The following is a 25731-nucleotide window of genomic DNA, read 5'->3' as shown; positions in this document are numbered from 1 at the left end:
CTGATTTTGGGTTCTTCGACGTTTCATGTGGGTAGCCGGAGATCGAGCTTACCCAGGATGAGATAGGCCATATTGATGAAGTTCTTGTGGGTTCGGTAGCCACGGGCCTTGGCCTTGGCAGACTGCAGGAGGCTGTTGAAGCCCTCCAAGATACCGTTGGTGATCTGGCTCTCGAACCAGCGGAGGATGCCATCCCAGTGGTTCATGAGGGTGTAGGTGACTTTGACCAGAGGGGGTAGTCCGCTGGCCTTGGCGTTTTCCATCCAGGCCTTGAGGAGCACAGCGCCCTGGTGGCGATTCTGGATCGTGAAGATTTCTTGGAAGGTCAGGCGGAACTGGTAGGCCTGGGCCGTCTTGAGGTTCTGGTTCTTGAGGAGCTCCTGGAGCTTGGCGCTCTGCTTGGCCGAGAGCTTTCCTGGATTCTTGAGCCAAAGCCAGCGGCTCTTCTTTAGGTCGGGTTGGGAGTACACCTCTCCCTTGCGCACGACGTCCACGGCCTCATTGATGAGCTTCATCAGGTGAAAGCGATCGAAGGTGACCTGGGCGTTGGGTAGGTGTTCTGCGGCACCTTTTTGGAAGGCTGGAGAGAGGTCCATGCTCACCTCCGCAATAGCCTCGGAGTTACCACCATGGGCCTGCAGATCTTCGCAGAACTTCTCAAAGGTCTGAGCATCCTTGCCTGGGGTGGCGAAGAGTAAGCGCTTGGCCGCCAGGTCCACGAACAGGGAGATGTAGTCGTGGCCGCGCCGGCTGCTGGTTTCGTCGACACCGATGGCCTGAACCTCCGACATGTCCACCGCCTCGCGGGCTTTGGAGACATAATGGTCGATCACCCGCCAGAGTCGCTGGTCCGTCTCCCGGACCAATCGGGAAACCGTCAACACCGGCATCTCCCGGACCATGGCCATGACGAGAGCCTCGAAGAGCAGTGTGAATCCTGAGCCTTCCCGCGCCCAGGGGACGGGCACCAAATGCACACCGTGTTCCGGGCACTGGACCCGCGGCACCCGAGCATGGAGGTAGGCCGCATGCTGGAAGAAGTCGAGGTGGCGCCAGACCTTCTCCTGCGTGTCATGGACGGGACAATCCTGACCGCAGACCGGACAAGGGAAGTGGCTACCTCTTGAGAAGTTCACATAGAGGTCCAGGCGCTTCTCCTCCACCGTAAACCGAACCGCGTCCACCGCCCACGGTGGAACTAGGCCCAATGCCAGCGTGAACAGCTGATTCCCTTGGTCCATAAATCCCCTCGGCTTGCTGACCGCTCCACTAGGCAATCATACCGCCTTACCCACTCAAAATGTCGAAGAGCCTGATTTTGCTTCGTGGTTAGCAGGCTGACTCGTTGACTAGGAGAGGAAACGCCATGAGCTTCAGAATATTAGCAATTATGTTGGTTATATCGTCAGGCCTCTTTTCCTGCATCAGTCAAGGTAACACCCTATCCGATGCACAGGCACTTTCTGGTCTTCATTCGGCCAAGGCGGTGTTTCTGGTTAACATCAAAAATCCCAATGCTGTTGCCCACTTGGTAAAAGTTATCGGCCTAACCCGTAAACAGCTTCTACAACAGAAGGTAACGCCACATTTCATCGTGGTCTTTATTGGACCAGACGTTGCCTTCTTGACAAAAAACCGTAGGGGAATCCCGTATACCGAGGAACGAGCTGTTGCAACTATCGAGCATGAGATTGGTATGCTCACCAAGGAAGGTATCCGCTTCCAGGCCTGCGGTGTTGCTCTCCATGGCATGGATGTTCATCCCTCTGCGTTGATACCAACTGTACAGCCTGTCGAGAGTGGCTTCATCTCGGTGATTGCTTACCAGCAGCGAGGATACGCCTTGGTTCCCGTGTATTGATGGCTCAATATGCCACGCTGTGCCTAACGCTCATCATCCTGGCGCCCTGATGTCAACCCTAGCGCCAAGAGTAAAAGCGTTTCGTTGTGAGGATCAGTTTACTTTGGGAATACTTTTCAGAGCTGCGATAACTGCGGAGTCGATACGCTGTGCTGTCCGATTGGCGGGAGTCTTCTGAACATACGCGATGCGCTCAGGATACACGATCGTGGTAGACATACCCTTTCCGTACACTGTTAGATTCAAGGGGCAGAGCGAAGCGGACTTCCAGTCACTGTTGAGTAACTGACTAAAAAACATTGGGTTGCAAAATACAAAAGCCTGTACATCGGTGAACTGACCCCTATTCAGGTGAGGGATATGCAACTGCATTTCTTTCGCTTCGATTCGCTTCAATATGTCCAGATGCATCACGACCTTGAAGTGGTGTGCAGCCAAGGCGTGCGCCAGCTCTGGGGCGACTTGATTGATTGGTGCCGAAATGGTCTCAACATACAGGTCGGTCGCGCCGGCTACAGACGTCATGAATATGGCGGCTGTGATACCTGCAAGAATTGTTACAGAGCTTCTCATTTCACATCTCCTAAAAATAAGTAAATCATAATAAAAACAGATTGCGCTGTTCCTTGTCGGACATTAGTACAAGGCCTAGCTGCGCCATTTCGCGCCACTCTGAGGATGGTTGTCAATATTTTCAAAGCGGCACGAATAATGCTTACACGAATAACCAATTAACACAAGTCCAAAGGAGTGGAACAATGAATGGTCCCGTCGCGGCAAAACGTCGACTCGCTATCGCTCTGGCGGTAAGTTCGATTGGCATATGCTTCACAACAGCGTCGGCAGCAAACTGGTTTAAAATTCAGGATACCAACGCCAAGAATGTTCCTCTGATTTCTGGGTTTATCGAACCAGATGTTTTCGCGATGGCGGGAACGCCGGCAGAGATCTATAATCCAGCTCTGAAACGATATATTTCCGCTGTACCCCATGACAATTTGGTGGGGCCGAATTTTTCAAATAGCACTACGGGTATTATCCAGCGTGCTCGTTTAATGATCCGAGGGTGGATCAATCCACATATTTCTTACTTTTTTGCGGGTGAATTTGGGAATAATGCCGCTACTATGGTCAGGGGGCAGTATACTCCACAACTGCAAGATGGTCGTTTCACGTTCAGTGGCTACGTTCCCGGGGTGCGCATTGAAGCAGGAATAATCCGCGCACCGAGTGCGGAAGATGCCATGAATGGGTACATGAGCTACAACTATGTGGTTTTCCCTACGGTCATCAATCAGCTAATGCTGCAACCATTTTATGAGGCGAGTCCGTCATCGCCCTATGCAACGGGTCCCAGTGGATCTGTGCTTGTCCCCTCTTCTGAAGCCCTCGGAGTCAACGCGTTCCGGTACCCAGGTATTCAGCTTTTTGACTGGAAGACATGGGGACACTGGCAGGTCGCTTACGGGGCCATGGTTGGCATGTATGGAAGCGTAGCGGCGGGGAATCTCTCCAATAGTCCCCTGTATGCAGCCCGACTTCAGGGATCATATATCTTCGGTGGGCACGGCCCGTTCCGCAGTGATGTCACCGCTTGGGTTTGGTACCAGAACGCACAGCCGGACTATCTTGGCCACGCATATACCATGCAGCGGGAGGGGGCTGGATTTCAGTACCTGCAAGGCTACATGCACCAGTGGGGTCGCAGGCTGAAATTCGAGTATATGCGAGGTAATGGATGGATCTCTGCGCCTGCCGCTTTCAGTCAAGCACTCGGCTTGCAGCCAGCACTGTACAATGATCAGTTGTATACGAACATTAACAACACTGCCAACGGATATTATATCGAGGGAGGGCTTTTCCTCACCAAACGGATTGAGGCGGACGTTCGCTATGACTATTACAATCGTCTCCCCAACTTAGAGGCAGCGGGTCAGGAGCGAATATTCAAGACCTGGGCTCTTGCCCTGCAGTACCACTTCACACCGTTCACAAAATTGATGGCGGGATACTATTTTCGCACGCTCAAGGCCCCAGGGGTGGCACCAAACAGCCCCGGCGCAGCCGTTAGCGCTGCAACCGACAATGAGTTTGCCATGCAGGCGATGATCAGTTTTTGAGGCGAGGAGGCCAACCTAAGAAGCTGCTGAAAAAGTCGGTGGTATACTGGGCAAAATGGTGCAGCGGGGGGTGGAAAGATGCGTGGAGCCAAGGTAGAGACTCAAGGGTTATTCAGCTACGTTTCCCCGGAGCAACGGGTGCCCCAGGACCATCCGCTGAGAGCGATCCGGGCTATCGTGGAGCGGTCCCTAGCGGAGATGGATAGCCACTTCAGCACGATGTACTCGAGCTACGGTCGCCCCTCCATTCCCCCGGAGTTTCTCCTGCGCGCACTGCTCCTGCAGGTCTTCTACAGCATCCGCTCGGAACGGCAGCTGATGGAGCAACTCAACTACAACCTGCTGTTCCGCTGGTTTGTCGGTTTGGGAATGGACGACGAGGTCTGGGTGCCCACGGTCTTTACTAAGAATCGCGATCGGTTGCTGGATCACGGGACGGTACGGGAATTCTTCCGATCCGTACTGGAACAGGCTCGCGGCCAGAATCTGCTCTCCGAAGAGCATTTCTCCGTCGATGGTACGCTGTTGGAGGCCTGGGCCTCGCAGAAATCCTTTCAGCCCAAGGATCCCGAAGATCGTAGCGGTGATGGCTCCGACTTCCGGGGCCAGGAGCGCAGCAATGAGACCCACGCATCGGTGACGGACCCCGATGCCCGGCTGTACAAGAAGGCTCCCGGAGAGGCGTCCCGTCTGGCCTACCTGGGTCATGTGCTCATGGATAATCGGCATGGATTGATTGCCGGGGAACAGGTGACCACCGCCGATGGCACGGCAGAAGTGGATGCCGCTACCCAATTGGTGGATGATCTGGGCGGGAACCAGCGCATCACCCTCGGTGCCGACAAGGGCTATGACCGTCACGGCTTTGTTCAGGATCTCCGGGACCGGAATGTGACCCCTCATGTAGCCCGCAAGCGGAAAGGCTCGGCCATCGATGCCCGGACTACTCGCCACCGGGGCTATGCCATGAGCATCCACGTCCGGCGGCGGATAGAATCCATCTTCGGCTGGATGAAGACTGTGGGAGGGATGCGGAAAACCCGATTCCGTGGTTTGGAACGGGTCGGTCTGCACTTCTCCTTGGCGGCCACCGCGTACAACCTCGTGCGGATGGCGCGACTGGCAGTGGCTTGATGGGATTCGTGCGTCCGGAATCCGTCCAAGGGCTACCAAAAGCTCAGAAAAACAACAAAACAGCTGCGCCCGCGCCTGTTTCCCGGGGTTTTGTGACCGAATATCCCAATCAAAAGAGATTTTTCAATATTTTTTCAGCGACCTCCTAATGATGTTTCTAAAACACGCAGTGAATAAACTGTTTCTGGGGATGTTGTTCATTATCTTCGGAACAACATTGGCGGTAGCCAATGTTTCAATGCTACATGATTTTCATTTCGATCATCCCGCTTTCGTTCACGATCACCCGTTTGCGAACAGAAAGCTAGTGGTACAAATCAGTCAGGATAACCCGGCGCGATGGAACTTGGCTCTGAATACCAGCCAGAATATTTTAAACTATTTCGGGCAAGAAAAAGTCCAAGTAGTGATAGTCGCATTCGGGCCCGGTCTGAAATTCTTGCTGGCGAACAGCCCGATGAAACAAAGAATAGCGGCATTGAATGCAGAAGGCGTTGAATTTGATGCATGCCACAACACCATGCTCCAGTTTAAAAAGAAGTTAGGGCATATGCCAAAGTTGGTTCCTTCTGCGGTTATTGTCCCTGCTGGCATAGTCAGAATTATGCAATTAGAGAGCCATGGATTTGACTACGTAAAACCCTAGCCAAATTGGCTGATGGCAGGGAGCATATGAGCATTGAAAGTCGATTTCAATTTGCCGCAACACGCCTATTTAACGAGCTGATTTCTAGGCAAGACTTTAGCTGGCGTTAGGAAACCAGAGATTTTCAATAGTCAAGTATTACTGGGAGTGTAGCGCCAAATCCGTACCCTTCGGGCAGTGCTGACGCAGCACGCCCATTGGCAATTAGGTAAGTGGGCCGCTGCCAGGGGCTATGTGGGTCAGCAAAATACTCACGCAGCAGGATATGCTTCTACAGCTCTTCGTGTCGCGGCATTTTCTTACCTTAGGAGGTCGCTGAAAAAATATTGAAAAATCTCTTTTGATTGGGATATTCGGTCACAAAACCCCGGGAAACAGGCGCGGGCGCAGCTGTTTTGTTGTTTTTCTGAGCTTTTGGTAGCCCTTGGACGGATTCCGGACGCACGAATCCCATCAAGCCACTGCCAGTCGCGCCATCCGCACGAGGTTGTACGCGGTGGCCGCCAAGGAGAAGTGCAGACCGACCCGTTCCAAACCACGGAATCGGGTTTTCCGCATCCCTCCCACAGTCTTCATCCAGCCGAAGATGGATTCTATCCGCCGCCGGACGTGGATGCTCATGGCATAGCCCCGGTGGCGAGTAGTCCGGGCATCGATGGCCGAGCCTTTCCGCTTGCGGGCTACATGAGGGGTCACATTCCGGTCCCGGAGATCCTGAACAAAGCCGTGACGGTCATAGCCCTTGTCGGCACCGAGGGTGATGCGCTGGTTCCCGCCCAGATCATCCACCAATTGGGTAGCGGCATCCACTTCTGCCGTGCCATCGGCGGTGGTCACCTGTTCCCCGGCAATCAATCCATGCCGATTATCCATTAGCACATGACCCAGGTAGGCCAGACGGGACGCCTCTCCGGGAGCCTTCTTGTACAGCCGGGCATCGGGGTCCGTCACCGATGCGTGGGTCTCATTGCTGCGCTCCTGGCCCCGGAAGTCGGAGCCATCACCGCTACGATCTTCGGGATCCTTGGGCTGAAAGGATTTCTGCGAGGCCCAGGCCTCCAACAGCGTACCATCGACGGAGAAATGCTCTTCGGAGAGCAGATTCTGGCCGCGAGCCTGTTCCAGTACGGATCGGAAGCATTCCCGTACCGTCCCGTGATCCAGCAACCGATCGCGATTCTTAGTAAAGACCGTGGGCACCCAGACCTCGTCGTCCATTCCCAAACCGACAAACCAGCGGAACAGCAGGTTGTAGTTGAGTTGCTCCATCAGCTGCCGTTCCGAGCGGATGCTGTAGAAGACCTGCAGGAGCAGTGCGCGCAGGAGAAACTCCGGGGGAATGGAGGGGCGACCGTAGCTCGAGTACATCGTGCTGAAGTGGCTATCCATCTCCGCTAGGGACCGCTCCACGATAGCCCGGATCGCTCTCAGCGGATGGTCCTGGGGCACCCGTTGCTCCGGGGAAACGTAGCTGAATAACCCTTGAGTCTCTACCTTGGCTCCACGCATCTTTCCACCCCCCGCTGCACCATTTTGCCCAGTATACCACCGACTTTTTCAGCAGCTTCTTAGTCGTAGGTCAGGGTCTTTCACAGCGCTTGATATATAGCCTCGAGTGAAACCCGCTGACTGGGGTCTTCCGGGTGCTCCATACGCAATCTCCCGGCAATCTGCTCCGGTGACCAAGCGTGCTAGACAATTTGGCGCTATACAAGCTCCGCCAGAGCACTGCCGACGAGTAGCGTGCGCGGACCACGGCGGCGATGTGAGAGCGCCCACGCCCCGTACTCTACCGCTTGTGGCATATGTTCCCAATGACCGCTTCCAGTCTCAAGCCGTCATACCTCAGTGGAAGGTTAACCCGTAAGAGCGGGCTTGGTAACGCTCAGAGGGCAGGTGGTGGCTGCCTGCGGAAGCTATCTGGCAAGCGGTCATGCTCGGTAAAACGCGGACATGTGGGCTGTTACCCCTTGAAAGTGGAACGCAAGCGTAATTAGACCAGGATTGAGTGCGGGTAGGTAGACGATCCACTGGCGGTGACCTGGTCACCAAGGCGAAAGGCTGGCTTTCGCAGATTGCCTTCTCGGCGATAGGTGGATGATTTCCGGGAAACCACCTGCCGTCGAGCCAAACCATTTTTCCTGAACATTCCCTACAAAGTGAAGCGTCTGGAGTTATTACTCCATGAGATTGGAACGCAAGATAAAGGGAAAATAGGGACGCGCTTGTCGGTTCCTTGGAGCCGTGACGCAGCCCACGTTTCGCCTAGAGCGGTTCCGCCCTCCCAGCGAGATGGGGTGTTTTCCGAAAACACCTGCCGCGTCATCGGCTCTGGGGTGAACGCCCGGCATTCACTAGCCCGTGTCTCCCCCGTATTGGGGTGAACTCCGGGAGTTCATCTGGGCTCTGGATGGAATCCGGGATTCCACTCGCCGGTAGTTGGCTGATGCCTGCGCGCTCTCCGACCTTAGGGTGGATACCCGTGTCCACCTCCGACTTTGGGTTGGGGTGGCGCGGCGGGCCAGGCACGCACCCCACCGATTGGGCAGACGGATTACTCTAATCCTCTTAAAACTTACGGTAATTACGTTTACAATGTAACCGTTTAGGATAGGGGATGCGACCATGCATGCGGAGGTGCCGTCGAGGCGGGTGATGCTGGAGGACGTGCGGGGCGCGGTGGACCAGCTGGACGGCGATCCGGCCCCTCTGACCCTCATGTAATAGGCGATAACATGGTGATGAAATATCCAAAGGAGATTCTTTACAAGATTTCTGGCAAAAACTTGCGACGCGCCCCAAAAAATACTATATGGGTGGCAAGGTGTGAGGAAACGATTCCGCAAAGAGGTTAGAGATGAAAAAATTGTCTCGAAAGGATTACGCGAAGAAGGTTCTCAAGGACTATGTTCAGGTCCACGGCACTGCTTGGGCCATTATCATGGCACTGATCGGCTACGGTTTCGCCCGTGGGTTGCCAGTGGATGACTTCACTGTAGCGTTGGTCTTTATATTGAGCTGGTATTTTCTGTTCCCAATCGTGTGGTGTTGGCTGGAGTACAAGGCCGCTTGCATGGAGGAAGCCGACGGTACGCCAAGCGAACCAGAGAGTGCAGAGGACGAGGCCGCCAAGTGGCGGGCGATTGCCGGATACTACTGGATGAACCGGCGTAGGTAAGCCAGAGGACCAGTGAAGAGGGCGTCCCAGGTCATTCCTGGGGCGTTTTTTTTTCGGCCTGCCGCTGAGGCGGTTGCGGTACTTCTGCCAGGCGATAGGGAATAGCTCCTTGTCGCTGAGTTCGGCGTATTTCTTCTTCCGCAGCCCGGTGGAAAGCGTGTGGCCGCCCCCATCGGAAACGAACGTAGGTACGGTCAGGAAGTCCGACACGAATCGGGTGAGGGGGCGCGGGGGGAGAGAATGCCGCTTTAAATCACCTGTGCTGTGTCGCTGGCCTTGGCTCGTGCCTGCGCCCTCCCCGATCTTGGGGTGTTTTCCGAAAACACCTGCCGGTGCCGGGTCGTCTCCATGCGGGGGTTCCGAAAACACCCGCATCGCTATCTCTGCTTCTGTCGGTCTATACCCCGTGTTACGTCTTTCGTTATTTCAGAATCAGCGAAGCGAGTTATCCCGCTTTCCGTTGGAGGGATTATGGGAAACAGTTCCTGGATAAACTGGGACAGCTAGGAGGGTAGGAAGGGCAGACTCCCCTTGGGTATGGTAGGAAGCTTTCGAGACGTTCCAACCTGCTCAACCTGGAGGATCTGCCCTTGAAGCGCATCGTAGCTGGTATTCTGTCCTTACAACAACACCGGGAAACCCTTGCCCAGTATCAAGAACGCTATCGTCCAGCGCATTGCCCCCATTGTGGGTCTGGTCACCCCTGGCACCATGGCCACTATGAGCGCAAGGCGGACCGTTCGCCTCGGGGGCCGGAAAACCCCGTCTGGATCCCTCGCTTTTATTGCCGACGCTGCCGCCACACGTGTTCCCGACTGCCTTCCTGTGTAGCCCCACGACGCTGGTATGGCTGGGCCATCCAGCAGTGCGTCTTGCTGTACCTGTGGCTGAGTTTCTCCTTGTCGTTCACCAGCCTGCGCTTTGGACCCAGCCGAGATACTTGCCGCCGCTGGTTGCGCTGGCTCCAAGGCCGGCATCCCCTCTGGCAATTCCATCTGTGTACCGATCATCCCCATTGGGGGCGCACACCCGGCTGGCCGGAGTTTTGGGTCGAGGTCCTGGATCGGCAACCGCTCTCTGAACTGGTTGCTTGGCTCGATAGCCACGATGCCACCGTCCCCTGATCTTTGGCACGCTGATCCTGGCGAGACGGAGGAAAACCCACCCACAGATTGACCCCACACACTTTACCCTCTCCCCACGATGGGGGCGGTTCTGGTGGCATGGGGCTGCGTTTTTGCCCCATGAGGAATTGCCATGACCAAACCGATCGATCCAGTGGCCTTGTTCCGCTTGTCGGTACTCGGCCCCTTGTTGCACCGCTCCTTGAACCGGGGAGAGTTCCAGCGCCTGGTCCGGGAGTTGGCCGAGCGCCACTACGAGGTCCCCGGTTCCCGCCGGACCCTGCTCAGCCCCAAGACCATCGCCGCTTGGTATTACGCCTATCGGGATCATGGGATCGATGGCCTCGCGCCCCGTCCCCGTCGGGACCGCGGCCGGTCCCAGATCGCCGCCGAGGTTCAGGAACAGATCCTGGTGCTCAAGCGGGAGAATCCCCGCCGCTCTTTGGGGCAGATCGTGCTGCTCTTGGAAAGCAGCGGCCAAGTCCCCTTGGGGAGCGTGTCGCGCTCGGCCATCCACCGCCTATTGCAACATCATGGCCTGTCCCGGCCCGAGGAACGGGCGCCAGAGGAAAAACGCAGCTTCGTCGCCGCCCATGCCGGGGATGTCTGGTATGGCGATGTGCTGCATGGCCCCCGGATCTCCCTCCATGGGAAACCGCGCAAGGTCTATCTCGTCTCCCTGATGGACGACGCCTCCCGGCTCCTCACCCACAGCGCCTTCTGTCTCGGAGAGACGGCCCTCGATATCGAGGGCGTCCTCAAACAGGCTTTGCTCAAGCGGGGCGTGCCCCGGAAACTGGTGGTGGATAACGGCGCCGCCTACCGCTCGGCCTCTTTGCAAGGTATCTGCGTCCACCTGGGCATCGCGCTGATCTACTGCCGCCCCTATGCCCCCGAGGGGAAGGGCAAGCTGGAGCGCTGGCACCGCACCTTCCGCGATCAGTTCCTCAGCGAACTGGATTTACGGGCCATTCGCGGTCTCGACGACCTCAACGCCCGCCTCTGGGCCTGGCTGGAGCAGGTCTATCACCAGCGGCCCCATGGCGGGTTGGCCGGGCTCACACCGCTGCAGCGCTACCAGCAGGATTTGCCCCATATCCGCAGCCTCGGCATCCAGGCTCCCCGGATCGATGATCTCTTCTATCACCGGCTCCCCCGGAAGGTGCGCAAGGATGGCACCGTCTCCTGGGAAGGGCGGCGCTTCGAAGTCCCCTACGAACTTGCCGGCAAAGCCGTCACCCTGGTCGTGGATCCCCACGGCAAGCGCGTCCTTCGCGTAGAGAAGGAAACCGGCGAGGATCTGGGACCGGCTACCCCCTTGGATCTGGAAGCCAACGCCCAACGTCGCCGCCACAAGCCCAGTCCGGCCCCAGATGCCCCCGAAAAAACCGGCAGCAGCCTGGTCGAGATCGCCCATCGGCAGTATTACGGCAAGAAGGAGGGTTGACCATGCTTCTCCAACACTTCGGTCTGAAACATCTACCTCTGAGCAAAGAGTCCCCGGAACTCTGGGACGACGGCAGCCTTGCCAGTCTGCGTGAGTCCTTCCAATGGCTCTTGCACACTCCCGGCCTCGGGCTGCTTACCGGCGACCCCGGGGTGGGCAAGACCGCCACCCTGCGCCTGCTCACCGAGCCACTCAATCCCCATCGCTACCGCGTCGTCTACCAGTCCGACACGGACTTCGGCCGGGTCGATATCTACCGCGCTCTGGGCCGCGCCTTGGGCGTCGAACCCCACTACCGCCGCGCCCATTTATGGAAAGACCTCAAGGAACGCATCCAGGACTTGGTCGAGAACAAGCAGGTCCTACCCGTCTGGATCCTGGACGAAGCCCAGAACCTCCCCCCGGACTTCTTCCGCGATTTCCCGGCCTTCCTCAACTTCGCCTTCGACTCTCGGGATCTGCTGACCGTCTGGCTGGTGGGCCACCCGAGCCTCGCACAAACCCTGGATCGGGTTCCCTATGCCGCCCTGGCCAGTCGCATCCGGGTCCGCTATCACCTGCGCCCGGTCCTGGAGCGAGAGCGCTTCGCCGCCCTGATCACCCATGCCTTCCGCTCCGCCGGCTGTTCGCACACCCTGCTGTCCGACTCCGGCCTGGAGCTGCTCCACCAGGCATCCAAGGGTTGCCCACGGCAGGCCGGCAACGTCCTCCACACGGCCCTGCGCCTGGCCGTGCCCAAGGGGCTGAACCATCTGCCCGACGACCTGATCCAGACCGCCATCGAGGCGTTACGATGAAGGCTCCGCCAATCGACGAGGCCGATGCCCTGCTGGAGGATTGGGACCGGCTGTTCCCGGCAGGGCTGTCCGATGAGGCCGCAGCGGCGCTGCTGCACTTCGTCGACGCCTTGGGGAGTCTGCTGGAGAGCCGCTACGGCGCCCAGGCCAGGGCTCATCGGATCCGGTCCGCAGAATCCCATCCACCGTTCTGAACCCATCGCACGGGATGACGCCGTCCCGTGCTCTTCTGGGTGCGCGTATCTTCTAAACCCGCGTGGGACGCACCCGCTTGTTCGCCCTCAAATAGCGCGGGACGTTACGCCGAAATTATCGCGGGACGTAACACCCCGACATGAAGCAAGCAATCCATCTCCTGACTCCATTTCTGATCGGCGCGGCCATCGGCTGGCTCTCCTGGCCTCACGCCATTTGGCTTGCTCCTGCGGCCTTGGTGGCAATCCCATCCGTTGCCTTCCGTGGCTGGGCGGGACCGTTCCTGCTAATGCTCGGTTATCACCTGGCAACCACCTGGGGGCTCATTCACGGAACGGCGGTATTCTTTCCGTCTGCCGGTTTGCTTCTGGGCTTGGCCTTCTGGACCGGATCGTCGCTGATCTTTGCTCTCCCCTATTTCTTCTACAGCCCAATCTTTCGTAAGTCCCGATCACTGATCGGGGCACCCTGCGCCGGAGTGGTGACCACGGCTTTGCTGTCGGCCATCTCCACCATCCTTCCCCCACTGGGGATCATTGGATGGACCTCTCCCTGGCTGGGGGCCATCTCGGAGGGATGGACGGGCGTGATGCTGGTGTTGCTCGGTATCGCATTGGCAGCCTTGGGCAGAAAAGCGGCATTGGCCGGGCTGGTGATTGGTGTCGGCACGGCCGCCGCCTTGGGGGCGGGATCGCTTGTGCTGGCCGCGCGCCATCCTGCTCCTGCCAGTTGGGTTGGGGTGAATACCCGCCTGGGGCATCTCGATTCGCCGCTGTCCTACGTCGAGGCTTCGATGCGACTGGAGCGAAGCACCATGGCATTGCTGCACAAGGGTGTCCATATAGTTCTGCTGCCGGAGACCGTAGCTGGACTCTGGCTGGTCGGGACGGAGGACATCTGGAGGCCGGTGGTGCACTGGACCGCCGATCATCCATGCCAGACGGTATTTGTCGGTACCTTCGTCCCCCATGGTCGCGGCTACGTGGACGCGCTCGTGCAGATCCACGACGGGCGGACTCGGGTGCTTCCCGATACTATTCCCGTCCCATTCTCCATGTGGCACCCCTGGACACCCGTAGGAAGTTTTCGCATGGCCCCCTTTTCCCAGAGGCCGGAAATGACCCGGGTTGGGAGCCTGCGGGTAGGGTATCTGATCTGTTACGAACAACTGCTGATGTGGCCTGCGCTGAATCTGGCACTCCACCGCCCACAGGTTCTGCTGGCTCCGGCGAACGACTGGTGGGCCAGGGGCACTGACATCCCTGCGATTCAGCGAGCTTCCGCCAAGGCCTGGGGGACTTTTCTCGGGGTTCCGGTGCTCTTCGCGGTGAACCAGTGATGGCTGCGCTATCTCGGGCCCGCTCGGTCTATACCCTGTGCATGAAAGCTAAAGCGCTATTCCGAAAGTGGGATGCTGCACTGATTCGGTACTTCGAGCGTCCCGCCCCCCGCAAGATGGCGGAGGGACTGCTCTGGGCCGCCACGCATCTCGAAATCCTGTTTTTTCTCCCGTTCCGGCTGTTCTTTGTTCCCATGGCCTGGATTCTGGATCGCCATGGCAGAAAGATGCGGGAGATCCGTGACCGTCTACGAGACAAGGGAAATTATTCATGAAAGAACAATGTTTCAATGAGGTAAGAGACTTTTTACGACTGGATGAAGAGACCTTGCAGAGGATGTTACCCGATCTTATTGAATGGCATCGTCTCTCACGAAAAGCGCTTTTTACTTTGAAGGAAATGGGCGCGGTAGATGATGTTGAATCGGTCAAAACGGATTTTATTTGGGTTGATGATGGCAACCCAGACAACTGTATAGCAATTACGCTGCAGTAAATGAACATGAACCGCACAGAAACCACGGCCATACAGGAAGCGGTGCGTTGGGCCTGTTGGGTACTCGACCGCACCGACATGCCCAAGCGAAAAGTCCTGAAACGGGCATTGTTGCGCTTTGGCATCCCAGCAGCCGCCGTGGAACGCGCCGTCATCGCAGAGCGTGGGCCGGATTATTTGAGCGAACGCTCGGAGCGGATGCTCTCGAAATATCGGGCGCAGCATGCCGCCAACGCCTGCATTTCGGCCCGTAGCCTTCGTCCCTGCAACCGACACTGGAGCAACCAGTGAAGTGCTGGTACGTCTGGGCAAAGCGACTGCTTTGGTGGCTGTTCTGGGCAATCGTTGGTCTGCTGTGCCTGCTCGCTGGCGTGGGGATCTGGATGCAACGGGAGCATCTGGTCCTGAACCTGTCGACCTGCGAGCCGTTGGGTCTCTACCAACTCATCGGCAACCCCTATCCGCTGCACGATGGAGAGCTGGTGGAAGTGGAGCTTCCCGATCCCATCACCCACCCTGCGGTTGCCGAAGGCCTCCGGGACCATTGGTTTCCCGAGAATCAGCCTTGGATCAAGCAGGTCGGGGCACTACCCGGCCAGACGGTCACGCTCTCCCGTCAGGGGGTCTGGGTGGATGGCCGCTACCTGCCGAACTCGCACGTGGACCGGCGCACCCCAGGCGGGCGGGATGCGATCCTGCATTACCCCTTCGGCACCTACCACCTCAAAAACGGCCAGGTCTGGCTCTACGCACCGGGGAACTACGCCTTTGACTCCAGCTATTACGGGCCGGCGTCTCAAGGGCATATCCTGCAAGCGGCACATCCGTACTGGATCCTCCCCGGTAGCCAATACTGGCTTCGGAAGGGGGATTGATGCGGCTTTCCCAAAACCTGCGGGGGCATCCGGCTGAGCAATCGGGCTTTGGCCCTACCCTAGGAACGTCAACAACAATGGAGTCGAAGCCCATGCGTGTCTTACAGGAAAGGGGCAGCCGATACGCCGAAGTCTCCACCCGCCTGCCCGTGAAGATGCACCTGTACACCAAGGCGCTGGCCTTCGCCCTGGGAAAGACGCTCAAGTCCATGTATCAGGACTGCGCGGAGCGGTTCCTCACCGAAGCGCCGTGGAAATATGGCCTGCGCTGGCGGCCTACCAGGGGCCTGACCACCCGGCTTTCGGAGGTGGGCAGCAAAACCGTCACCGGCTGGACGCAGGTCAACGTGCGCGTCCGGTACGAGACCGCCATACGGCTGGAGGCCTTGGCGGCGAAAGAGAAGATCAGCGTGTCGAGCCTCTACTACACGATGCTCTACTGGTGGGCCTGGTACCAGTACCCACCCGCCTACGAACGGGAACGGCGAGCGAAAGCTCTTGCGAACAAGGGAGATTCCTCATGAAGTTCATTACGGTAACGAACCAGAAGGGCGGAGTTGGAAAAACCGCCCTGTCCCTGCACATCGCCGAATACGCGGCGCGGGCCAAGGGCGCACGGACTCTGCTGGTCGATCTGGACGGCCAAAGAAACGCGACCTTTCTGGCTACCGGGAGAGCGCGGCACGAAGCAGGTACGGTGCTTGATCTGTGGGATGACGAGTTGCCGGTTCCAAGGCCCGTGGCGTCGCGCATGTCCTTTGACGTGCTGCCTGGCAACGAGTATGCCGCCGAGGTCGACAAGCAGCCCGAGGAAGAGACGCAGAGGGCGCTACACCGGCTGCACTCCCTCGATTACGACCTGGTGGTATTCGACACGCCGCCTGCTGTGGGGGCGCGGCAGGTGGTTCCCATGCAACAGGGCGGATTGCTGGTGGTTCCTCTGGAGCCGGAGATTCAGGCGATCCAGGGGCTCGCCGGGCTGCTGCAAATCTGGACGGACATTGCCCAGGAGATTCGTCTGGACCTGCGGCTGGTGGTCAACAAGCGCATCAAGAACTCCACGCATCAGGAAGCGATTCTTGACACGCTCCGTCGCTCTGCTGCGGCTGGACCGCACATGCTGCCGGAGGAGTTGACTTCCCGAACCCTCGTTCCCAACGCGCTGAAAGACGGGAAGCCCGTCTGGGATTACGACCGGAACGACCCGGCCGTGGCGGTGTGGGCATCGGTCTGCAAGAAACTCATCGAGCAGGTTTTGGTGGTGGACGATATAGAAACTCAGGAGGAGGCATATGGCTAAGGTGGATATCAGCAAGGCGATTCAGAACAATGTCACCAGGCGGGCATTCCAGGATCTGGAGGCCGCCGTCGCCAAAAAGCCTGCGGACACACCCCAATCGGCCTACCAATTTTTGCCGCTGGATGCCATCGAACCGGACCCGGATCAGCCCCGGCGCATCTCCGGTATGTCGGACGGTGATGACCCGCACGGGCTGGAAGAATTGGCGGGCAGCATCTTGGCGCACGGCATTATCCAGCCCATTACCGTGCGCTCTCTGGGCGGTGGCCGTTACCGCATAGTCAGCGGCGAGCGGCGTTGGCGTGCCGCAAAAATCGCCCTGCAAACGGGGGAGCCCTGTCGGCGCAAAGGGTATGACCTGGCACGGATTCCGGCAGTGCTGGTGACTCCCGAGTCGGAACACGACCGGCTGGAAATGCAGATGGTGGAGAATCTGGCGCGGGCAGATATGACCCCCCTGGATACGGCCAGGGCACTGCAAAAGCTACTGGACGAGACGAAGATTTCCGTGAGTGAACTAGCTCGGCGCTTGGGAAAATCGCGGACATGGGTTCTCCAAATACTGAATGTTGCCAGCCCAGAGGCTCAGGAAGTCTCCAATCGAATCGGTGTACCCCTGGAAGAGATTGGGCAAGCCGACTTGATGCGCATGAAGCCTTGGCTTGCCGATGGGCGGCAAGCCATCCTGGAGGCGGTGCGCGTGCGGATTGCCCAAGGCGAGCCTTATTCGCGTTCATTGGTGGACGAAGAAGCCAGCCGTTACGATCTGGAGTCCGGTCTGGGTCTCCAGAGGCGGGGGCTCTCTCTGGACGATCTGCGGATACTCCAGTCCTGGCAAGCCGATCCCGAAAAGGCGGCGGCACTGGCACGGGTGCAGGGCGGCATGAGCCTTGCCGATGCCCTGGCGAGCACCGTGGACCGTTCAGGCACTGACGAGCGGAAAAAAGAGCCCCAAGCAGAAACCGAAACTCCGACCAGTTTCCGGAACCACGAGCAGAATGCAGTGGAAGATTCCGGCAACGCCGGAGGCTTTGAGGACGCTCCGGAGCACTGGAACCCGGAGACGGATCGGTTGGAGCCAGAGATCGATCAACCCAGATTTGAGCGGCAGGATGCTTCGGATCCCGTAGCCAGCCCCTACACGGCAGTGGAACAGGCCAGTCGCGGTCGGAGTGACTCCATCACGATCGAGCTACCAGGCGAGCTGATCGCCTTGATCTTTGAGAAAGCGGGCCTGGCCCGCCCTCTGGATCTGGATCGGGACACCCTGCTGGATGCCTTGGGCAGGGCCCTGTCGTGAGCAACCGCTGTGCAAATCGGGCTTCACGGGTCTGCGGGAAAGCAGGTGCCTTTCGAGCCGATTTGCACACAAATTGCACGGAAGTCGATTTGGATGGGTGGGAAAAAGTTCTTAACTTTTTGTTTTTATTGGTGGCGCTTCAGGGACTCGAACCCCGGACACGCGGATTATGATTCCGCTGCTCTAACCGACTGAGCTAAAGCGCCGTGAGGGTTGCCATTTAAGCCCCAAGCGCCGGTGCTGTCAATAGAGTGTGTGCGGCGGCGTCCTCGTGATGGGGTAGAGATCGGCGAAAAGTAGGTAGGTTCGATACGAGCAGCGCAACTCGTGCGGGCGAGGCAGTTTTTACAATCATCAGCCGCCGCGCTGCCAAGGGCGATGTGGTCGTCATGTCGCTCAGAGCGGCGACTGCATCATGGTAACTCTGCAGCTGACCAGCGATCCGGCCAATTCGGCGGCGCTCGCTAGGGCCATCGCCCAATACAGACGGGGTCTGGCGCGCAGGCGCGCGTCCCGCCGGCCTCCCGAGCTGATGAGCGCTGGCGCGGGTTGCTGCACGTCAAGCACCTAACAGGCGACGAGCGAGTATGGATTGCAGGTCGCGGCGTCCGTCCGCAATCAGGTAAATAATGACTTGGCTGCCTGTGACACGGTAGATCACGCGATAGGGTTTAAGGAAGATCTGGCGGTATTCTTTGATCCCAAGGCCGACCAGTTCCTTCGGATAGCTACCGCGTTCCGGGAATTTCGACAGACTCTCCCCAACGGACATCAACTCATCCAACACATGGGTGGCGTTGGCGATGCAGTCGAATTCGCAGAGGTAATCGTGGATGGCCTCCAAGTCCTGCTCCGTACCCTCGGTGAGCAAGACCTCAAACTTGGCAGGCGTGCCTGCCATCGGAGTGGAGTTCACTTGGCCCGCAAGCGGGCAACGACGTCAGAGACAGGCTTGACCTTGCCAGCGGCCAAATCCCGATTGCCCAACGCGAGAATCTTTAGCAAGGCCAGTGTTTCTTGCGTCTCCTCGAACGAAGCGATGTCCTGCAGTACCGCCTTGGCTTCGCCGTTTTGGGTGATGACCATCGGTTCACGCTGCTCCGCGAGGCGCGTCAGCACCTCGGCTGCGTTGGCTTTGAGATAGCTGATCGGCTTGACTTGTGATGAGTAGCGCATAGCTGTGCTCCCGACTCGATGAGATCAAATATAGTCTTATTTTGGTCTTACGGCAAGGCAGCTCAATTGGATGTGCACGTGCTATCAGGGACATGAAGGCGGTGGGCGAGCCAGTGAAAGCCGATGTGCTCTTGCTCGAGCCGTAGTCCGGGGCGAATGCGGTTATTGCGCAGGTCGTCGTAGAGGGCTCTCTCCTCGATCGTGAGTCGGTGCAAGTCCACTCGGAGGGGTTTGTCCTCACTGCCCCAAAAAACCGCGTGCGCATGGAGCGTGGCTCTATCCATCAAGAACGAAACCACGTGGTCAAAGTGGCCGCGAAGCTGATCCAGAATGCCAAAACCGTGCGTATCGATATCACCCCAATAATACATGGCACTGCTTTTGAGCCAATGACTGCGGGCAAGTGCATCCCAACCATAACCAGCACCAAAAATCACGATGGCATTCGCTACCTGCGGAAAGGCCAGGAAGTTGGTTTCGTTCTCGGTGATGAATACACGCTGCACGTCGAGCGCCAAGCGACTGAAGCTATCGGCATCCAGAGTTATGTCGGGGGATGCTGAGCCGGGTACGACATGAATCGACGGATCAAGTACGCGGAAGCGAATACGGATCGGTTTTTCCAAAAATCCGTAACGGGCTGGAAACTGACGCAGACCGGATTTGCTGGTCTCCACCGCAGCGACAGGCAAGGCCAGATCCAGTAATTCGGTCAGTACACCGCGATGGGTTTCGATGAATTTGCTGTGAATGCCTGGCAAATCCACTTGCCGCAAGTAAATGCCGGGACGCGGATGCTCGGCAAGCCATGTTACTACAGCAAGTAATCGTGACCATTCTTCGGATAGCGCCAATGCCTGCAGTGGGTGCTTCTCTAGCCAGGGCAGCAAGACTGGGTGCGTTTGTCGGGTGGCGGAAATCAGGGCGGAAAAGCGTTCCCAATCTTTGCGTTTGCCTAACCAGGTCAACGCATCCTCAATCGTCTCGACCCACACGCAAGTTGGCAGCTTTTGCGCGCCCTGGACGCGGTGCTTGCGCTCCTGCCACTCCACGCGCACTGCATTCGTCGCGTCCAATTCGGCGGCCCATTGGCGAACTTCATCAAAACGATTTGTAATGTCCGCAGAGGTTGGGGACCTGAGAGACATGCGCAAAGGAAAACGCGTCTGGCCTGTCACAGTATCTCGCAGCAGTTCACCGCGCTCCCAAAGCCGCACCAACTGCGCTTTCAATTCTTTTGGGCCAGTCCAAGTCACGGCGTAGGCGCCTGCTGCGATTTGCTTGGCATCGAGGCCTTCTGCGCCCGGTACGCTTCGATGGACAGGTTACGCAATTTGGAGGCTCGACCGCCTTCGTTGTGCACGAACCCTACGCTGGATACAAAGGGCTCGATGATGTGGATTTTCTGTAGCGGCGTCACGATCAACAATTGCAGGTTGAGTTGTCGAAACAATTTTAGGCCGTATTGGGCAGATTCATCCGAGCCGCGCCCAAACGCCTCATCAATGACCACGAAGCGGAAGGAGCGCGAGCGCACCGCCCCCCATTCCAGGCCGAATTGGTAGGCCAGACTGGCGGCGAGAATCGTGTAGGCCAATTTCTCTTTTTGCCCGCCCGACTTGCCGCCAGAATCGGAGTAGTGCTCGTGTTCGCTATTGTCCTCGCGCCAGCGTTCGCTGGCGGCGAACACGAACCAGTTGCGCACGTCGGTGACTTTCGCGGTCCAGCGGCGGTCCTGTTCCGACAAGCCATCACGGCCACGGAACCGGTCGATGATGGCCTTGACCTGGAGGAACTTAGCTTCGGAATACTGGGTATCATCTGAGCCAGTCATCGCACCCTCGGTGCAGGAGCGTAGATCCTGCTGGAAATCGCGAATTTCGGCATCGGGGCTGGCCTGCGATTCGAGCACGATATAGCGCCCGGGGTTGTAGTCAATCTCACCCAGCGATTTGTTGATGTGGGCGATACGCTCCTTGATGGTTTCACGCTCGCGAGCCAGTTGGGCATTGAAGTTGGCGATTTCGTTAATGGTGTTGACGTTGAGCAGTTCTTTGAACCGCGCAACAAAACGCGGTAGATCATCGCGATTGAGCTGTATGAGCAGGTTTTCGTATTCGAAGGCGGCTTCCAGGCTGGCATCCATCTCGGCGGTCTCAAGCTTGAAGGCTTCCTTGAATGAGACCATCGTCTTGATAATTTTTTCTGTGAGATGTCGAAGTTTCCGATCTTCGGCATCGATCCGAGCTTGTAGCCAGGCGCGTACGTCCTGCTCGCGGTTGTCGCAGGATTCTACGGTCAATTGGTGTTCTCCCAGGGCCTCGGCCCGCATCGCCTCCAAGGTGGTCGACAGCGTCGCATCGATAGCGGCGTCCTGGACCAGTAAAGCCGTCTGCTGGCGTAGTTCCTGTGCATCCGAGCGACGCTGCTCCACCTTGGCGCGGCGGTCGCGCACGGATTGCAATTCTTCTTCGGTGCCCTTGAGCGCCTGCTGCAGTTCCTGCAAGCGTTCGTTCAATTGGCTGAGGACATCCGATGCCTGCGCAAGCTTTTGGCGCTCGTCTTCCAGAGCTGCGATGTCCGTTGCCACGCTGGCCCAATCGATTTCTTCGAAGCTCGTAAACTCTTCCAGGCGGGTCAATGCATCCAGTTTGGATAGCAGTTCCTTCCGCTCGCCGTCGATCTTGCCGATCTGGCTGCCCAGCTCGCCGAGATGGCTTTCGAGCTGGCGGCGCTTGGCTTCCAGCGCGGCAATCTTGGCGCTGTTGCTCCAGCCAAGCACGTAGCGGCTGCGGTCGGAGATGGCGTGCCGGTCGTCCTTCTCGTGCCGGCCAGTCGGGTCTTTGATCTGGCCGGCGCGGGTGATCGCCCGCGTTTCCCGGCGGAACTGCTCTTGCGTGGCACAACAGGCCACGTCAAAACGATGGGCGAGCTCCCGCTCCAGCCAGTCGTAGTGGGGTGAATCGGGCTTGATGACGAGTTTCCTCACCAAGGAGTCATGGTGCAGTTCCGGCAGATCGGATGTTTTGCGCGGTCGCACGTGGAAATAGACCAAGCGCCCGCGCAGATGGCTACTGTCCACCCACTCGGCCACCGCCTTGTAGTGGGCATCCGGCACCAGCAGGGCCAGACCGAAGCCGCGCAGCAGTCTTTCGGCCGCACCTTCCCAGTCGCGCTCCTCATCGCGTACTTGGATCAACTCGCCCGCGAAGGGCATATCATCCACCTCCAGGCCCAGCGCGGCGCAGAGGGCGGCGCGTATCTGAATCTGCTGGTCGTCGATGTTGCTGCGACGGCGTTTGAGACTCTCGATTTCCGCGGTCAACCGTTCGTGCTCGAGCTTTCCCTGGCGCAAGCTCACGCCATGCTCGGTCAGCGTATTTTGGAGGTCGGCATCGCGGTTTTGGATATCTTCCCGCCACGCCTTGAATTGCGCCCGCTGCGCGGTAAAGCCGGCATCGTCGCGGGGCACGGACTCACCCAAAACGGCCACCAGTTCACGGTAACGCGCATCCTTGGCCTTGCGCGCATCGCGCAGTTGCTCTTTCCTGTGGATCTCGGCGGCGAGCCGCTCCAGACGGTCGCCGCCGTTGTCGTTGATGGCCTGTTTCAGCTCATCGACCTGTCGGCCTTGCTCCTCGCGCATACCGTCCAGGCGTCGAACCTGCCCATCGATCTTGTTCCACTCTTCATCGAGCAGATCTAGGCGCTTGTCCAGCAATCCCAATTTGAGGCTGGCAAAGTGCGCCCGCAGGCCGTCGCGACATTGCCGCAGATGATTCACCTCCTTCACCAGTTCGCTGTGCCGCTTGCAGTCGGCCACCAAGGGCGTCAGCAACTCCACCTGTTGCTGGGCCTTGAGCACGGCTTGATGGGCGCGGTTGAGATCGTCGAAATGGCCGATCAGTGCCTGGATGCGCGATGCCACCTCGAACGGCTCCAGCATATGGTTGCGCACGAAGTCGGTGAGATTGCCCACCGATTTCATCGACACCGTCTGGTGAAAGAGCTCCAGCGCCTGATCGTTCTCGATGCCGAAGCGGCGCCTGAACCACGCCGCATAGGGCGGAAAGCTGTCAAAGAGATCGGCGCCGGTTCCGCGCAGCCGGCGGCGCAGGGCAGCGATGTCGGTGCCGAAGTTTGCGAAGTCCTCGGCGATCGACAGGCTGCGCTCGGCCCCGAGGAAGAAGCGGGCGGGCTGCCCCTGCGCCTCCTTCATCCAGAACACTTGCGCCAGGCTCACCATCTGGTCGTACCCCGCGTTGTAAAACACGCCCAGGATGACGGAATAGCTGTGCTCGTCGCGCAGGGATACCGGCTTAGCCACCCCCGTGACCTCGTTGCGTTCGGATTTATAGTGCCCCAACACGTAGGAACGCAAGGTCCGTTCCCTGCTGTCCGCTCCGGCGGCCTTGTTATAGGCGATGCGATGGGCTGGCACCAGCAGCGTGGTAATGGCATCCACCAGCGTGGACTTGCCGGAACCGATGTCACCAGTGAGTAGCCCATTCTTGCCGTCCAGTTGCAGCGTCCAGACCCGGCCGTCGAAGGTGCCCCAATTGAAAACCGAAAGCCGCATGAGACGAAAACCCGACAAGGCATCGTCCGCCACGAAATCCAGCCCCAGGGACTGCGCCTCACTCATCGCGCGCCTCCTTGCTCGACGCCGCGCCAGACAGGGCGGATTGGTAGGCCGCCAGGCGGGCATCAAGCTCGGCCAGCCACTGCGCGTCGACAAAGGCCTTAAGGATGCGCCGAACCTCGAAATTGGCCTGCCCTGCCAAGCTACCACTCGCAGGCTTGAGCTTGTGTAGAAAGCCCAGTTCCACCACCTTGTTGATGGTGGTTTCAATCTGGTCGATCAGTTTGGCCTCGTTGGGCCCGTCCGGCAGGAAAACCCGGACCAGTTCGACGATCTCGTCTCGCGATAGCACCAGACGCGTGTCGCCACCGCCAGCATCGAATTCGGCCAGTTTCTTGCGCAGCAAGGCCAGTAACAGACTCACCGGAAACGACAGGGGGCGGCGTGCAACCAGACGGGGCAAGCGTGGCGACGGATCATCCTCAGCAGGTTCCGGGCGGCTTTTCAGGAAGGCATACCCTTCCGCCTCATCCAGCACCAGTTCCAGATTGAGTACCGCCACGTAGTCCCGCACGCGGGCCTGCAGGTTTAGCAATGCCGCCCACTGGCGCTCGTCCTGCTCCCGGGAGCTATGGTCAAGATTGGTGTATGAGCATTTGCTAACACGATTCAGGCGGCGTCCTGTTGAGGATCCAGCCGGGTTTCGTTGGCAGGCATCCCATCGACAAATGTCACCCCGGCAAAGAGCTCGCGCAGTCTTTCCGGATGCTGAATCCCGCGCCAGTGTCTCTCTGCCTGCTGGATGAGCTTGTAGCTCAGGCCAAGGAAAGTGGCTCGAGAGACACAGTTTTTAGTGCGGCTGCTGCGTTGCCGTACGGTGGCGAAGGTCGATTCGATGGCGTTGCTGCTGCGGATATGCCGCCAGTGCTCTGCCGGGAAGTCGAAGAAGGTCAGCAGCACGTCCCGGTCCTTCTCGAGCTTTGCGACCGCTCTGGGATATTTGGCCTGGTAGTCCCGCACGAAGGCTTGCCAGGCTTTCTCCGCAGCTTCACGGGTGTCGGCCATCCAGATCGCCTGCAGGGCGGCCTTGGCTTTCCCCTGAAGGCGCTTCGGTAGCTCGTTGAGGATGTTGGCCGTCTTGTGCACCCAACAGCGCTGATGACGGGTTTGTGGGTAAATCTCGTCCAGGGCGGCCCAGAAACCCATCGCCCCATCTCCTATGGCCAGTAGTGGCGCCTCCTGCAGCCCGCGGTCGCGCAAGTCCCGCAGGATCTCTAGCCAGGAGGCTTTGGACTCCCGTAAACCGTCGGTGACCGCCACGACCTCCTTCTTGCCCTCGGCCGTCACGCCAATAATGACCAAGAGACACATCCGGGGATCGTCCTCCGCCCGCAGCTGGGTATAGACCCCGTCGGCCCACCAATAGGCGTAGCGTTTTCCCTGTAGAGACCGGCGCTGCCATTGGGCATGCTCTTGCGCCCATTCGACTTTCAAGCGTCCCAGCACGGCCGGAGAAAGCCCCTTGGCCTCCTCGCCCAGGAGAACAGACAGCGCCTCGTGCATCCGTCCCGACGATACCCCGTGCAGGTACAACCAGGGGAGCGCTGCGGCCACGGTCCGCGACTTGCGCACGTAGGGCGGTACCAGGGAAGAACGGAAGACCACGCCCGAACCGGAGCGGTCTCGCACCTTGGGGACCTGTACAGGCACGGGGCCGACCGCTGTCAGGATCTCCCGCTCCGGCAGATATCCATTCCGCACGACGGCCCGGCGACCATCGACCATGCGTACCGCGGCATACTCCTCCAGCAGCACCTGCACCTCGCCCTCGATGGCCTGTTGGATCAGCTGGCGCGCGGACCGCCGCAATAAGCCCTCGATGTTCAGGCCCAACTCTCCCATTCCTCCGTCGAAACCAGTACTCTCTTGCATGGCGCACTCCTCATTCGTTGCGAATCGGATCCAGAAACCCTTTTCTAGCAACAGTGCGCCACCCTCCTCAAGCTAGTTGTAGACCTCCCGTACACCAGATTCGAGCATAGCTCTGCTCCCGGTACTGCACCCCCTTGAGCAGCCCGATCAGTAACGACGACAGATCCGGCTCGGCTGCAGCAGTGGTCATTGCGCCGGTGCTATCTTGTTCCATCCCTGTTGCATTGCC

The 25731-nt window shown here is 58.6% G+C and carries 26 protein-coding genes, 1 tRNA gene and 1 pseudogene; 17 read left to right on the top strand and 11 right to left on the bottom strand.

Annotated elements, in window-relative coordinates:
- Window positions 1-23 precede the first annotated feature (23 nt).
- Entirely contained in the window at window positions 24-1241 is a 1218-nt protein-coding gene (locus ACAty_RS00935) for an ISL3-like element ISAtc2 family transposase (protein ID WP_014003081.1), read from the bottom strand.
- Window positions 1242-1366: 125 nt separating this feature from the next.
- On the opposite strand from ACAty_RS00935, the gene ACAty_RS00930 reads away from it, so the two are divergent.
- Window positions 1367-1861: a DsrE family protein gene (locus ACAty_RS00930; RefSeq protein WP_014002086.1), complete on the top strand. Its 495-nt coding sequence runs from the start codon at window positions 1367-1369 to the stop codon at window positions 1859-1861.
- Window positions 1862-1954: 93 nt separating this feature from the next.
- Here ACAty_RS00930 and ACAty_RS00925 read toward each other — a convergent pair whose 3' ends face one another.
- Window positions 1955-2434: a DUF302 domain-containing protein gene (locus tag ACAty_RS00925; RefSeq protein ID WP_038471414.1), complete on the bottom strand. Its 480-nt coding sequence runs from the start codon at window positions 2432-2434 to the stop codon at window positions 1955-1957.
- Window positions 2435-2619: 185 nt separating this feature from the next.
- On the opposite strand from ACAty_RS00925, the gene ACAty_RS00920 reads away from it, so the two are divergent.
- The 3 genes from ACAty_RS00920 to ACAty_RS00910 all read left to right on the top strand — a co-directional run bounded on the left by ACAty_RS00920 (window position 2620) and on the right by ACAty_RS00910 (window position 5761).
- Window positions 2620-3981, top strand: coding sequence for a hypothetical protein (locus ACAty_RS00920; protein WP_004873230.1), 1362 nt, complete (start codon window positions 2620-2622; stop codon window positions 3979-3981).
- A 78-nt stretch (window positions 3982-4059) separates the two neighbouring features.
- A complete protein-coding gene (locus ACAty_RS00915) occupies window positions 4060-5115 on the top strand; it encodes an IS5 family transposase (protein ID WP_014002136.1) in 1056 nt (351 codons plus the stop codon).
- Window positions 5116-5263: 148 nt separating this feature from the next.
- The gene (locus ACAty_RS00910) at window positions 5264-5761 is read left to right on the top strand and encodes a DsrE family protein (protein ID WP_201765144.1); all 498 of its coding nucleotides are present in this window, start codon (window positions 5264-5266) and stop codon (window positions 5759-5761) included.
- A gap of 153 nt (window positions 5762-5914) precedes the next feature.
- Here ACAty_RS00910 and ACAty_RS15710 read toward each other — a convergent pair.
- Window positions 5915-6020 (bottom strand): annotated as a pseudogene (locus ACAty_RS15710) (IS30 family transposase); the annotation flags it as partial.
- A 194-nt stretch (window positions 6021-6214) separates the two neighbouring features.
- Complete coding sequence (locus ACAty_RS00905) at window positions 6215-7270, bottom strand: IS5 family transposase (protein WP_038471408.1); 1056 nt, start codon at window positions 7268-7270, stop codon at window positions 6215-6217.
- Between the two features lie 1348 nt (window positions 7271-8618).
- Here ACAty_RS00905 and ACAty_RS00900 point away from each other — a divergent pair.
- The 13 genes from ACAty_RS00900 to ACAty_RS00840 all read left to right on the top strand — a co-directional run bounded on the left by ACAty_RS00900 (window position 8619) and on the right by ACAty_RS00840 (window position 17812).
- Window positions 8619-8939 carry a hypothetical protein gene (locus ACAty_RS00900; RefSeq protein ID WP_014002084.1) on the top strand — a complete coding sequence of 107 codons (321 nt, stop codon included), beginning with the start codon at window positions 8619-8621 and terminating at the stop codon, window positions 8937-8939.
- A 590-nt stretch (window positions 8940-9529) separates the two neighbouring features.
- A complete protein-coding gene (locus ACAty_RS16320; RefSeq protein WP_226823421.1) occupies window positions 9530-10063 on the top strand; it encodes a DUF6431 domain-containing protein in 534 nt (177 codons plus the stop codon).
- A 133-nt stretch (window positions 10064-10196) separates the two neighbouring features.
- On the top strand, window positions 10197-11510 hold the full coding sequence (locus ACAty_RS00890) for a DDE-type integrase/transposase/recombinase (protein WP_038471401.1): 1314 nt from the start codon (window positions 10197-10199) through the stop codon (window positions 11508-11510).
- A gap of 2 nt (window positions 11511-11512) precedes the next feature.
- On the top strand, window positions 11513-12307 hold the full coding sequence (locus tag ACAty_RS00885; RefSeq protein WP_004870032.1) for an ExeA family protein: 795 nt from the start codon (window positions 11513-11515) through the stop codon (window positions 12305-12307).
- The gene (locus ACAty_RS00880; protein ID WP_004870029.1) at window positions 12304-12501 is read left to right on the top strand and encodes a hypothetical protein; all 198 of its coding nucleotides are present in this window, start codon (window positions 12304-12306) and stop codon (window positions 12499-12501) included. The genes ACAty_RS00885 and ACAty_RS00880 overlap by 4 nt, the downstream gene beginning before the upstream one ends.
- A 140-nt stretch (window positions 12502-12641) precedes the next feature.
- The gene (locus ACAty_RS00875) at window positions 12642-13841 is read left to right on the top strand and encodes a carbon-nitrogen hydrolase family protein (RefSeq protein ID WP_004870028.1); all 1200 of its coding nucleotides are present in this window, start codon (window positions 12642-12644) and stop codon (window positions 13839-13841) included.
- Window positions 13841-14116: a hypothetical protein gene (locus tag ACAty_RS00870; RefSeq protein ID WP_038471398.1), complete on the top strand. Its 276-nt coding sequence runs from the start codon at window positions 13841-13843 to the stop codon at window positions 14114-14116. The genes ACAty_RS00875 and ACAty_RS00870 overlap by 1 nt, the downstream gene beginning before the upstream one ends.
- A complete protein-coding gene (locus ACAty_RS00865; protein ID WP_038471395.1) occupies window positions 14113-14337 on the top strand; it encodes a hypothetical protein in 225 nt (74 codons plus the stop codon). Before ACAty_RS00870 ends, ACAty_RS00865 begins: the two co-directional genes overlap by 4 nt.
- Before the next feature lie 6 nt (window positions 14338-14343).
- On the top strand, window positions 14344-14628 hold the full coding sequence (locus ACAty_RS00860; protein WP_014002082.1) for a hypothetical protein: 285 nt from the start codon (window positions 14344-14346) through the stop codon (window positions 14626-14628).
- Complete coding sequence (locus ACAty_RS00855; protein WP_014002081.1) at window positions 14625-15212, top strand: S26 family signal peptidase; 588 nt, start codon at window positions 14625-14627, stop codon at window positions 15210-15212. The genes ACAty_RS00860 and ACAty_RS00855 overlap by 4 nt, the downstream gene beginning before the upstream one ends.
- Before the next feature lie 92 nt (window positions 15213-15304).
- Complete coding sequence (locus tag ACAty_RS00850) at window positions 15305-15736, top strand: hypothetical protein (protein ID WP_004870019.1); 432 nt, start codon at window positions 15305-15307, stop codon at window positions 15734-15736.
- Window positions 15733-16512 carry a ParA family protein gene (locus tag ACAty_RS00845; protein ID WP_004870017.1) on the top strand — a complete coding sequence of 260 codons (780 nt, stop codon included), beginning with the start codon at window positions 15733-15735 and terminating at the stop codon, window positions 16510-16512. Before ACAty_RS00850 ends, ACAty_RS00845 begins: the two co-directional genes overlap by 4 nt.
- The gene (locus tag ACAty_RS00840) at window positions 16505-17812 is read left to right on the top strand and encodes a ParB/RepB/Spo0J family partition protein (protein ID WP_004870015.1); all 1308 of its coding nucleotides are present in this window, start codon (window positions 16505-16507) and stop codon (window positions 17810-17812) included. Before ACAty_RS00845 ends, ACAty_RS00840 begins: the two co-directional genes overlap by 8 nt.
- A gap of 129 nt (window positions 17813-17941) precedes the next feature.
- Here the strand turns inward: ACAty_RS00840 and ACAty_RS00835 are convergent.
- The 7 genes from ACAty_RS00835 to ACAty_RS00805 all read right to left on the bottom strand — a co-directional run bounded on the left by ACAty_RS00835 (window position 17942) and on the right by ACAty_RS00805 (window position 25502).
- Window positions 17942-18018: transfer RNA gene (locus tag ACAty_RS00835), tRNA-Met, on the bottom strand.
- A 353-nt stretch (window positions 18019-18371) separates the two neighbouring features.
- Complete coding sequence (locus tag ACAty_RS00830) at window positions 18372-18713, bottom strand: type II toxin-antitoxin system RelE/ParE family toxin (protein WP_004870013.1); 342 nt, start codon at window positions 18711-18713, stop codon at window positions 18372-18374.
- An 11-nt stretch (window positions 18714-18724) separates the two neighbouring features.
- Window positions 18725-18988, bottom strand: a complete 264-nt coding sequence (locus ACAty_RS00825) for a type II toxin-antitoxin system Phd/YefM family antitoxin (protein WP_004870010.1) — start codon at window positions 18986-18988, stop codon at window positions 18725-18727.
- Window positions 18989-19050: 62 nt separating this feature from the next.
- On the bottom strand, window positions 19051-20244 hold the full coding sequence (locus tag ACAty_RS00820) for a DUF3322 domain-containing protein (RefSeq protein ID WP_004870008.1): 1194 nt from the start codon (window positions 20242-20244) through the stop codon (window positions 19051-19053).
- Entirely contained in the window at window positions 20241-23633 is a 3393-nt protein-coding gene (locus ACAty_RS00815) for an ATP-binding protein (protein WP_004870006.1), read from the bottom strand. Before ACAty_RS00815 ends, ACAty_RS00820 begins: the two co-directional genes overlap by 4 nt.
- Window positions 23626-24243: a DUF4194 domain-containing protein gene (locus ACAty_RS00810; protein ID WP_051620697.1), complete on the bottom strand. Its 618-nt coding sequence runs from the start codon at window positions 24241-24243 to the stop codon at window positions 23626-23628. Before ACAty_RS00810 ends, ACAty_RS00815 begins: the two co-directional genes overlap by 8 nt.
- On the bottom strand, window positions 24240-25502 hold the full coding sequence (locus ACAty_RS00805) for an IS256 family transposase (protein ID WP_004868469.1): 1263 nt from the start codon (window positions 25500-25502) through the stop codon (window positions 24240-24242). The genes ACAty_RS00810 and ACAty_RS00805 overlap by 4 nt, the downstream gene beginning before the upstream one ends.
- Window positions 25503-25731 lie beyond the last annotated feature (229 nt).

It is taken from the genome of Acidithiobacillus caldus ATCC 51756, assembly GCF_000175575.2.
Taxonomy (GTDB): domain Bacteria; phylum Pseudomonadota; class Gammaproteobacteria; order Acidithiobacillales; family Acidithiobacillaceae; genus Acidithiobacillus_A; species Acidithiobacillus_A caldus.
Note: the sequence above shows the minus strand (reverse complement) of the source record. Positions and strands in the feature narration are given on the sequence as shown.

What these genes read in the sequence shown, in the direction of transcription:
- ACAty_RS00825 (WP_004870010.1), bottom strand. Translation starts at nt 18,988, where the DNA reads ATGCGCTACTCATCACAAGTCAAGCCGATCAGCTATCTCAAAGCCAAC.
- ACAty_RS00865 (WP_038471395.1), top strand. Translation starts at nt 14,113, where the DNA reads ATGAAAGAACAATGTTTCAATGAGGTAAGAGACTTTTTACGACTGGAT.
- ACAty_RS00930 (WP_014002086.1), top strand. Translation starts at nt 1,367, where the DNA reads ATGAGCTTCAGAATATTAGCAATTATGTTGGTTATATCGTCAGGCCTC.
- ACAty_RS00850 (WP_004870019.1), top strand. Translation starts at nt 15,305, where the DNA reads ATGCGTGTCTTACAGGAAAGGGGCAGCCGATACGCCGAAGTCTCCACC.
- ACAty_RS00910 (WP_201765144.1), top strand. Translation starts at nt 5,264, where the DNA reads ATGATGTTTCTAAAACACGCAGTGAATAAACTGTTTCTGGGGATGTTG.
- ACAty_RS00880 (WP_004870029.1), top strand. Translation starts at nt 12,304, where the DNA reads ATGAAGGCTCCGCCAATCGACGAGGCCGATGCCCTGCTGGAGGATTGG.
- ACAty_RS00890 (WP_038471401.1), top strand. Translation starts at nt 10,197, where the DNA reads ATGACCAAACCGATCGATCCAGTGGCCTTGTTCCGCTTGTCGGTACTC.
- ACAty_RS00875 (WP_004870028.1), top strand. Translation starts at nt 12,642, where the DNA reads ATGAAGCAAGCAATCCATCTCCTGACTCCATTTCTGATCGGCGCGGCC.
- ACAty_RS00925 (WP_038471414.1), bottom strand. Translation starts at nt 2,434, where the DNA reads ATGAGAAGCTCTGTAACAATTCTTGCAGGTATCACAGCCGCCATATTC.
- ACAty_RS00885 (WP_004870032.1), top strand. Translation starts at nt 11,513, where the DNA reads ATGCTTCTCCAACACTTCGGTCTGAAACATCTACCTCTGAGCAAAGAG.
- ACAty_RS00915 (WP_014002136.1), top strand. Translation starts at nt 4,060, where the DNA reads ATGCGTGGAGCCAAGGTAGAGACTCAAGGGTTATTCAGCTACGTTTCC.
- ACAty_RS00905 (WP_038471408.1), bottom strand. Translation starts at nt 7,270, where the DNA reads ATGCGTGGAGCCAAGGTAGAGACTCAAGGGTTATTCAGCTACGTTTCC.
- ACAty_RS00870 (WP_038471398.1), top strand. Translation starts at nt 13,841, where the DNA reads ATGGCTGCGCTATCTCGGGCCCGCTCGGTCTATACCCTGTGCATGAAA.
- ACAty_RS00840 (WP_004870015.1), top strand. Translation starts at nt 16,505, where the DNA reads ATGGCTAAGGTGGATATCAGCAAGGCGATTCAGAACAATGTCACCAGG.
- ACAty_RS00935 (WP_014003081.1), bottom strand. Translation starts at nt 1,241, where the DNA reads ATGGACCAAGGGAATCAGCTGTTCACGCTGGCATTGGGCCTAGTTCCA.
- ACAty_RS00860 (WP_014002082.1), top strand. Translation starts at nt 14,344, where the DNA reads ATGAACCGCACAGAAACCACGGCCATACAGGAAGCGGTGCGTTGGGCC.
- ACAty_RS00830 (WP_004870013.1), bottom strand. Translation starts at nt 18,713, where the DNA reads ATGGCAGGCACGCCTGCCAAGTTTGAGGTCTTGCTCACCGAGGGTACG.
- ACAty_RS00920 (WP_004873230.1), top strand. Translation starts at nt 2,620, where the DNA reads ATGAATGGTCCCGTCGCGGCAAAACGTCGACTCGCTATCGCTCTGGCG.
- ACAty_RS00900 (WP_014002084.1), top strand. Translation starts at nt 8,619, where the DNA reads ATGAAAAAATTGTCTCGAAAGGATTACGCGAAGAAGGTTCTCAAGGAC.
- ACAty_RS00815 (WP_004870006.1), bottom strand. Translation starts at nt 23,633, where the DNA reads ATGAGTGAGGCGCAGTCCCTGGGGCTGGATTTCGTGGCGGACGATGCC.
- ACAty_RS00805 (WP_004868469.1), bottom strand. Translation starts at nt 25,502, where the DNA reads ATGCAAGAGAGTACTGGTTTCGACGGAGGAATGGGAGAGTTGGGCCTG.
- ACAty_RS00845 (WP_004870017.1), top strand. Translation starts at nt 15,733, where the DNA reads ATGAAGTTCATTACGGTAACGAACCAGAAGGGCGGAGTTGGAAAAACC.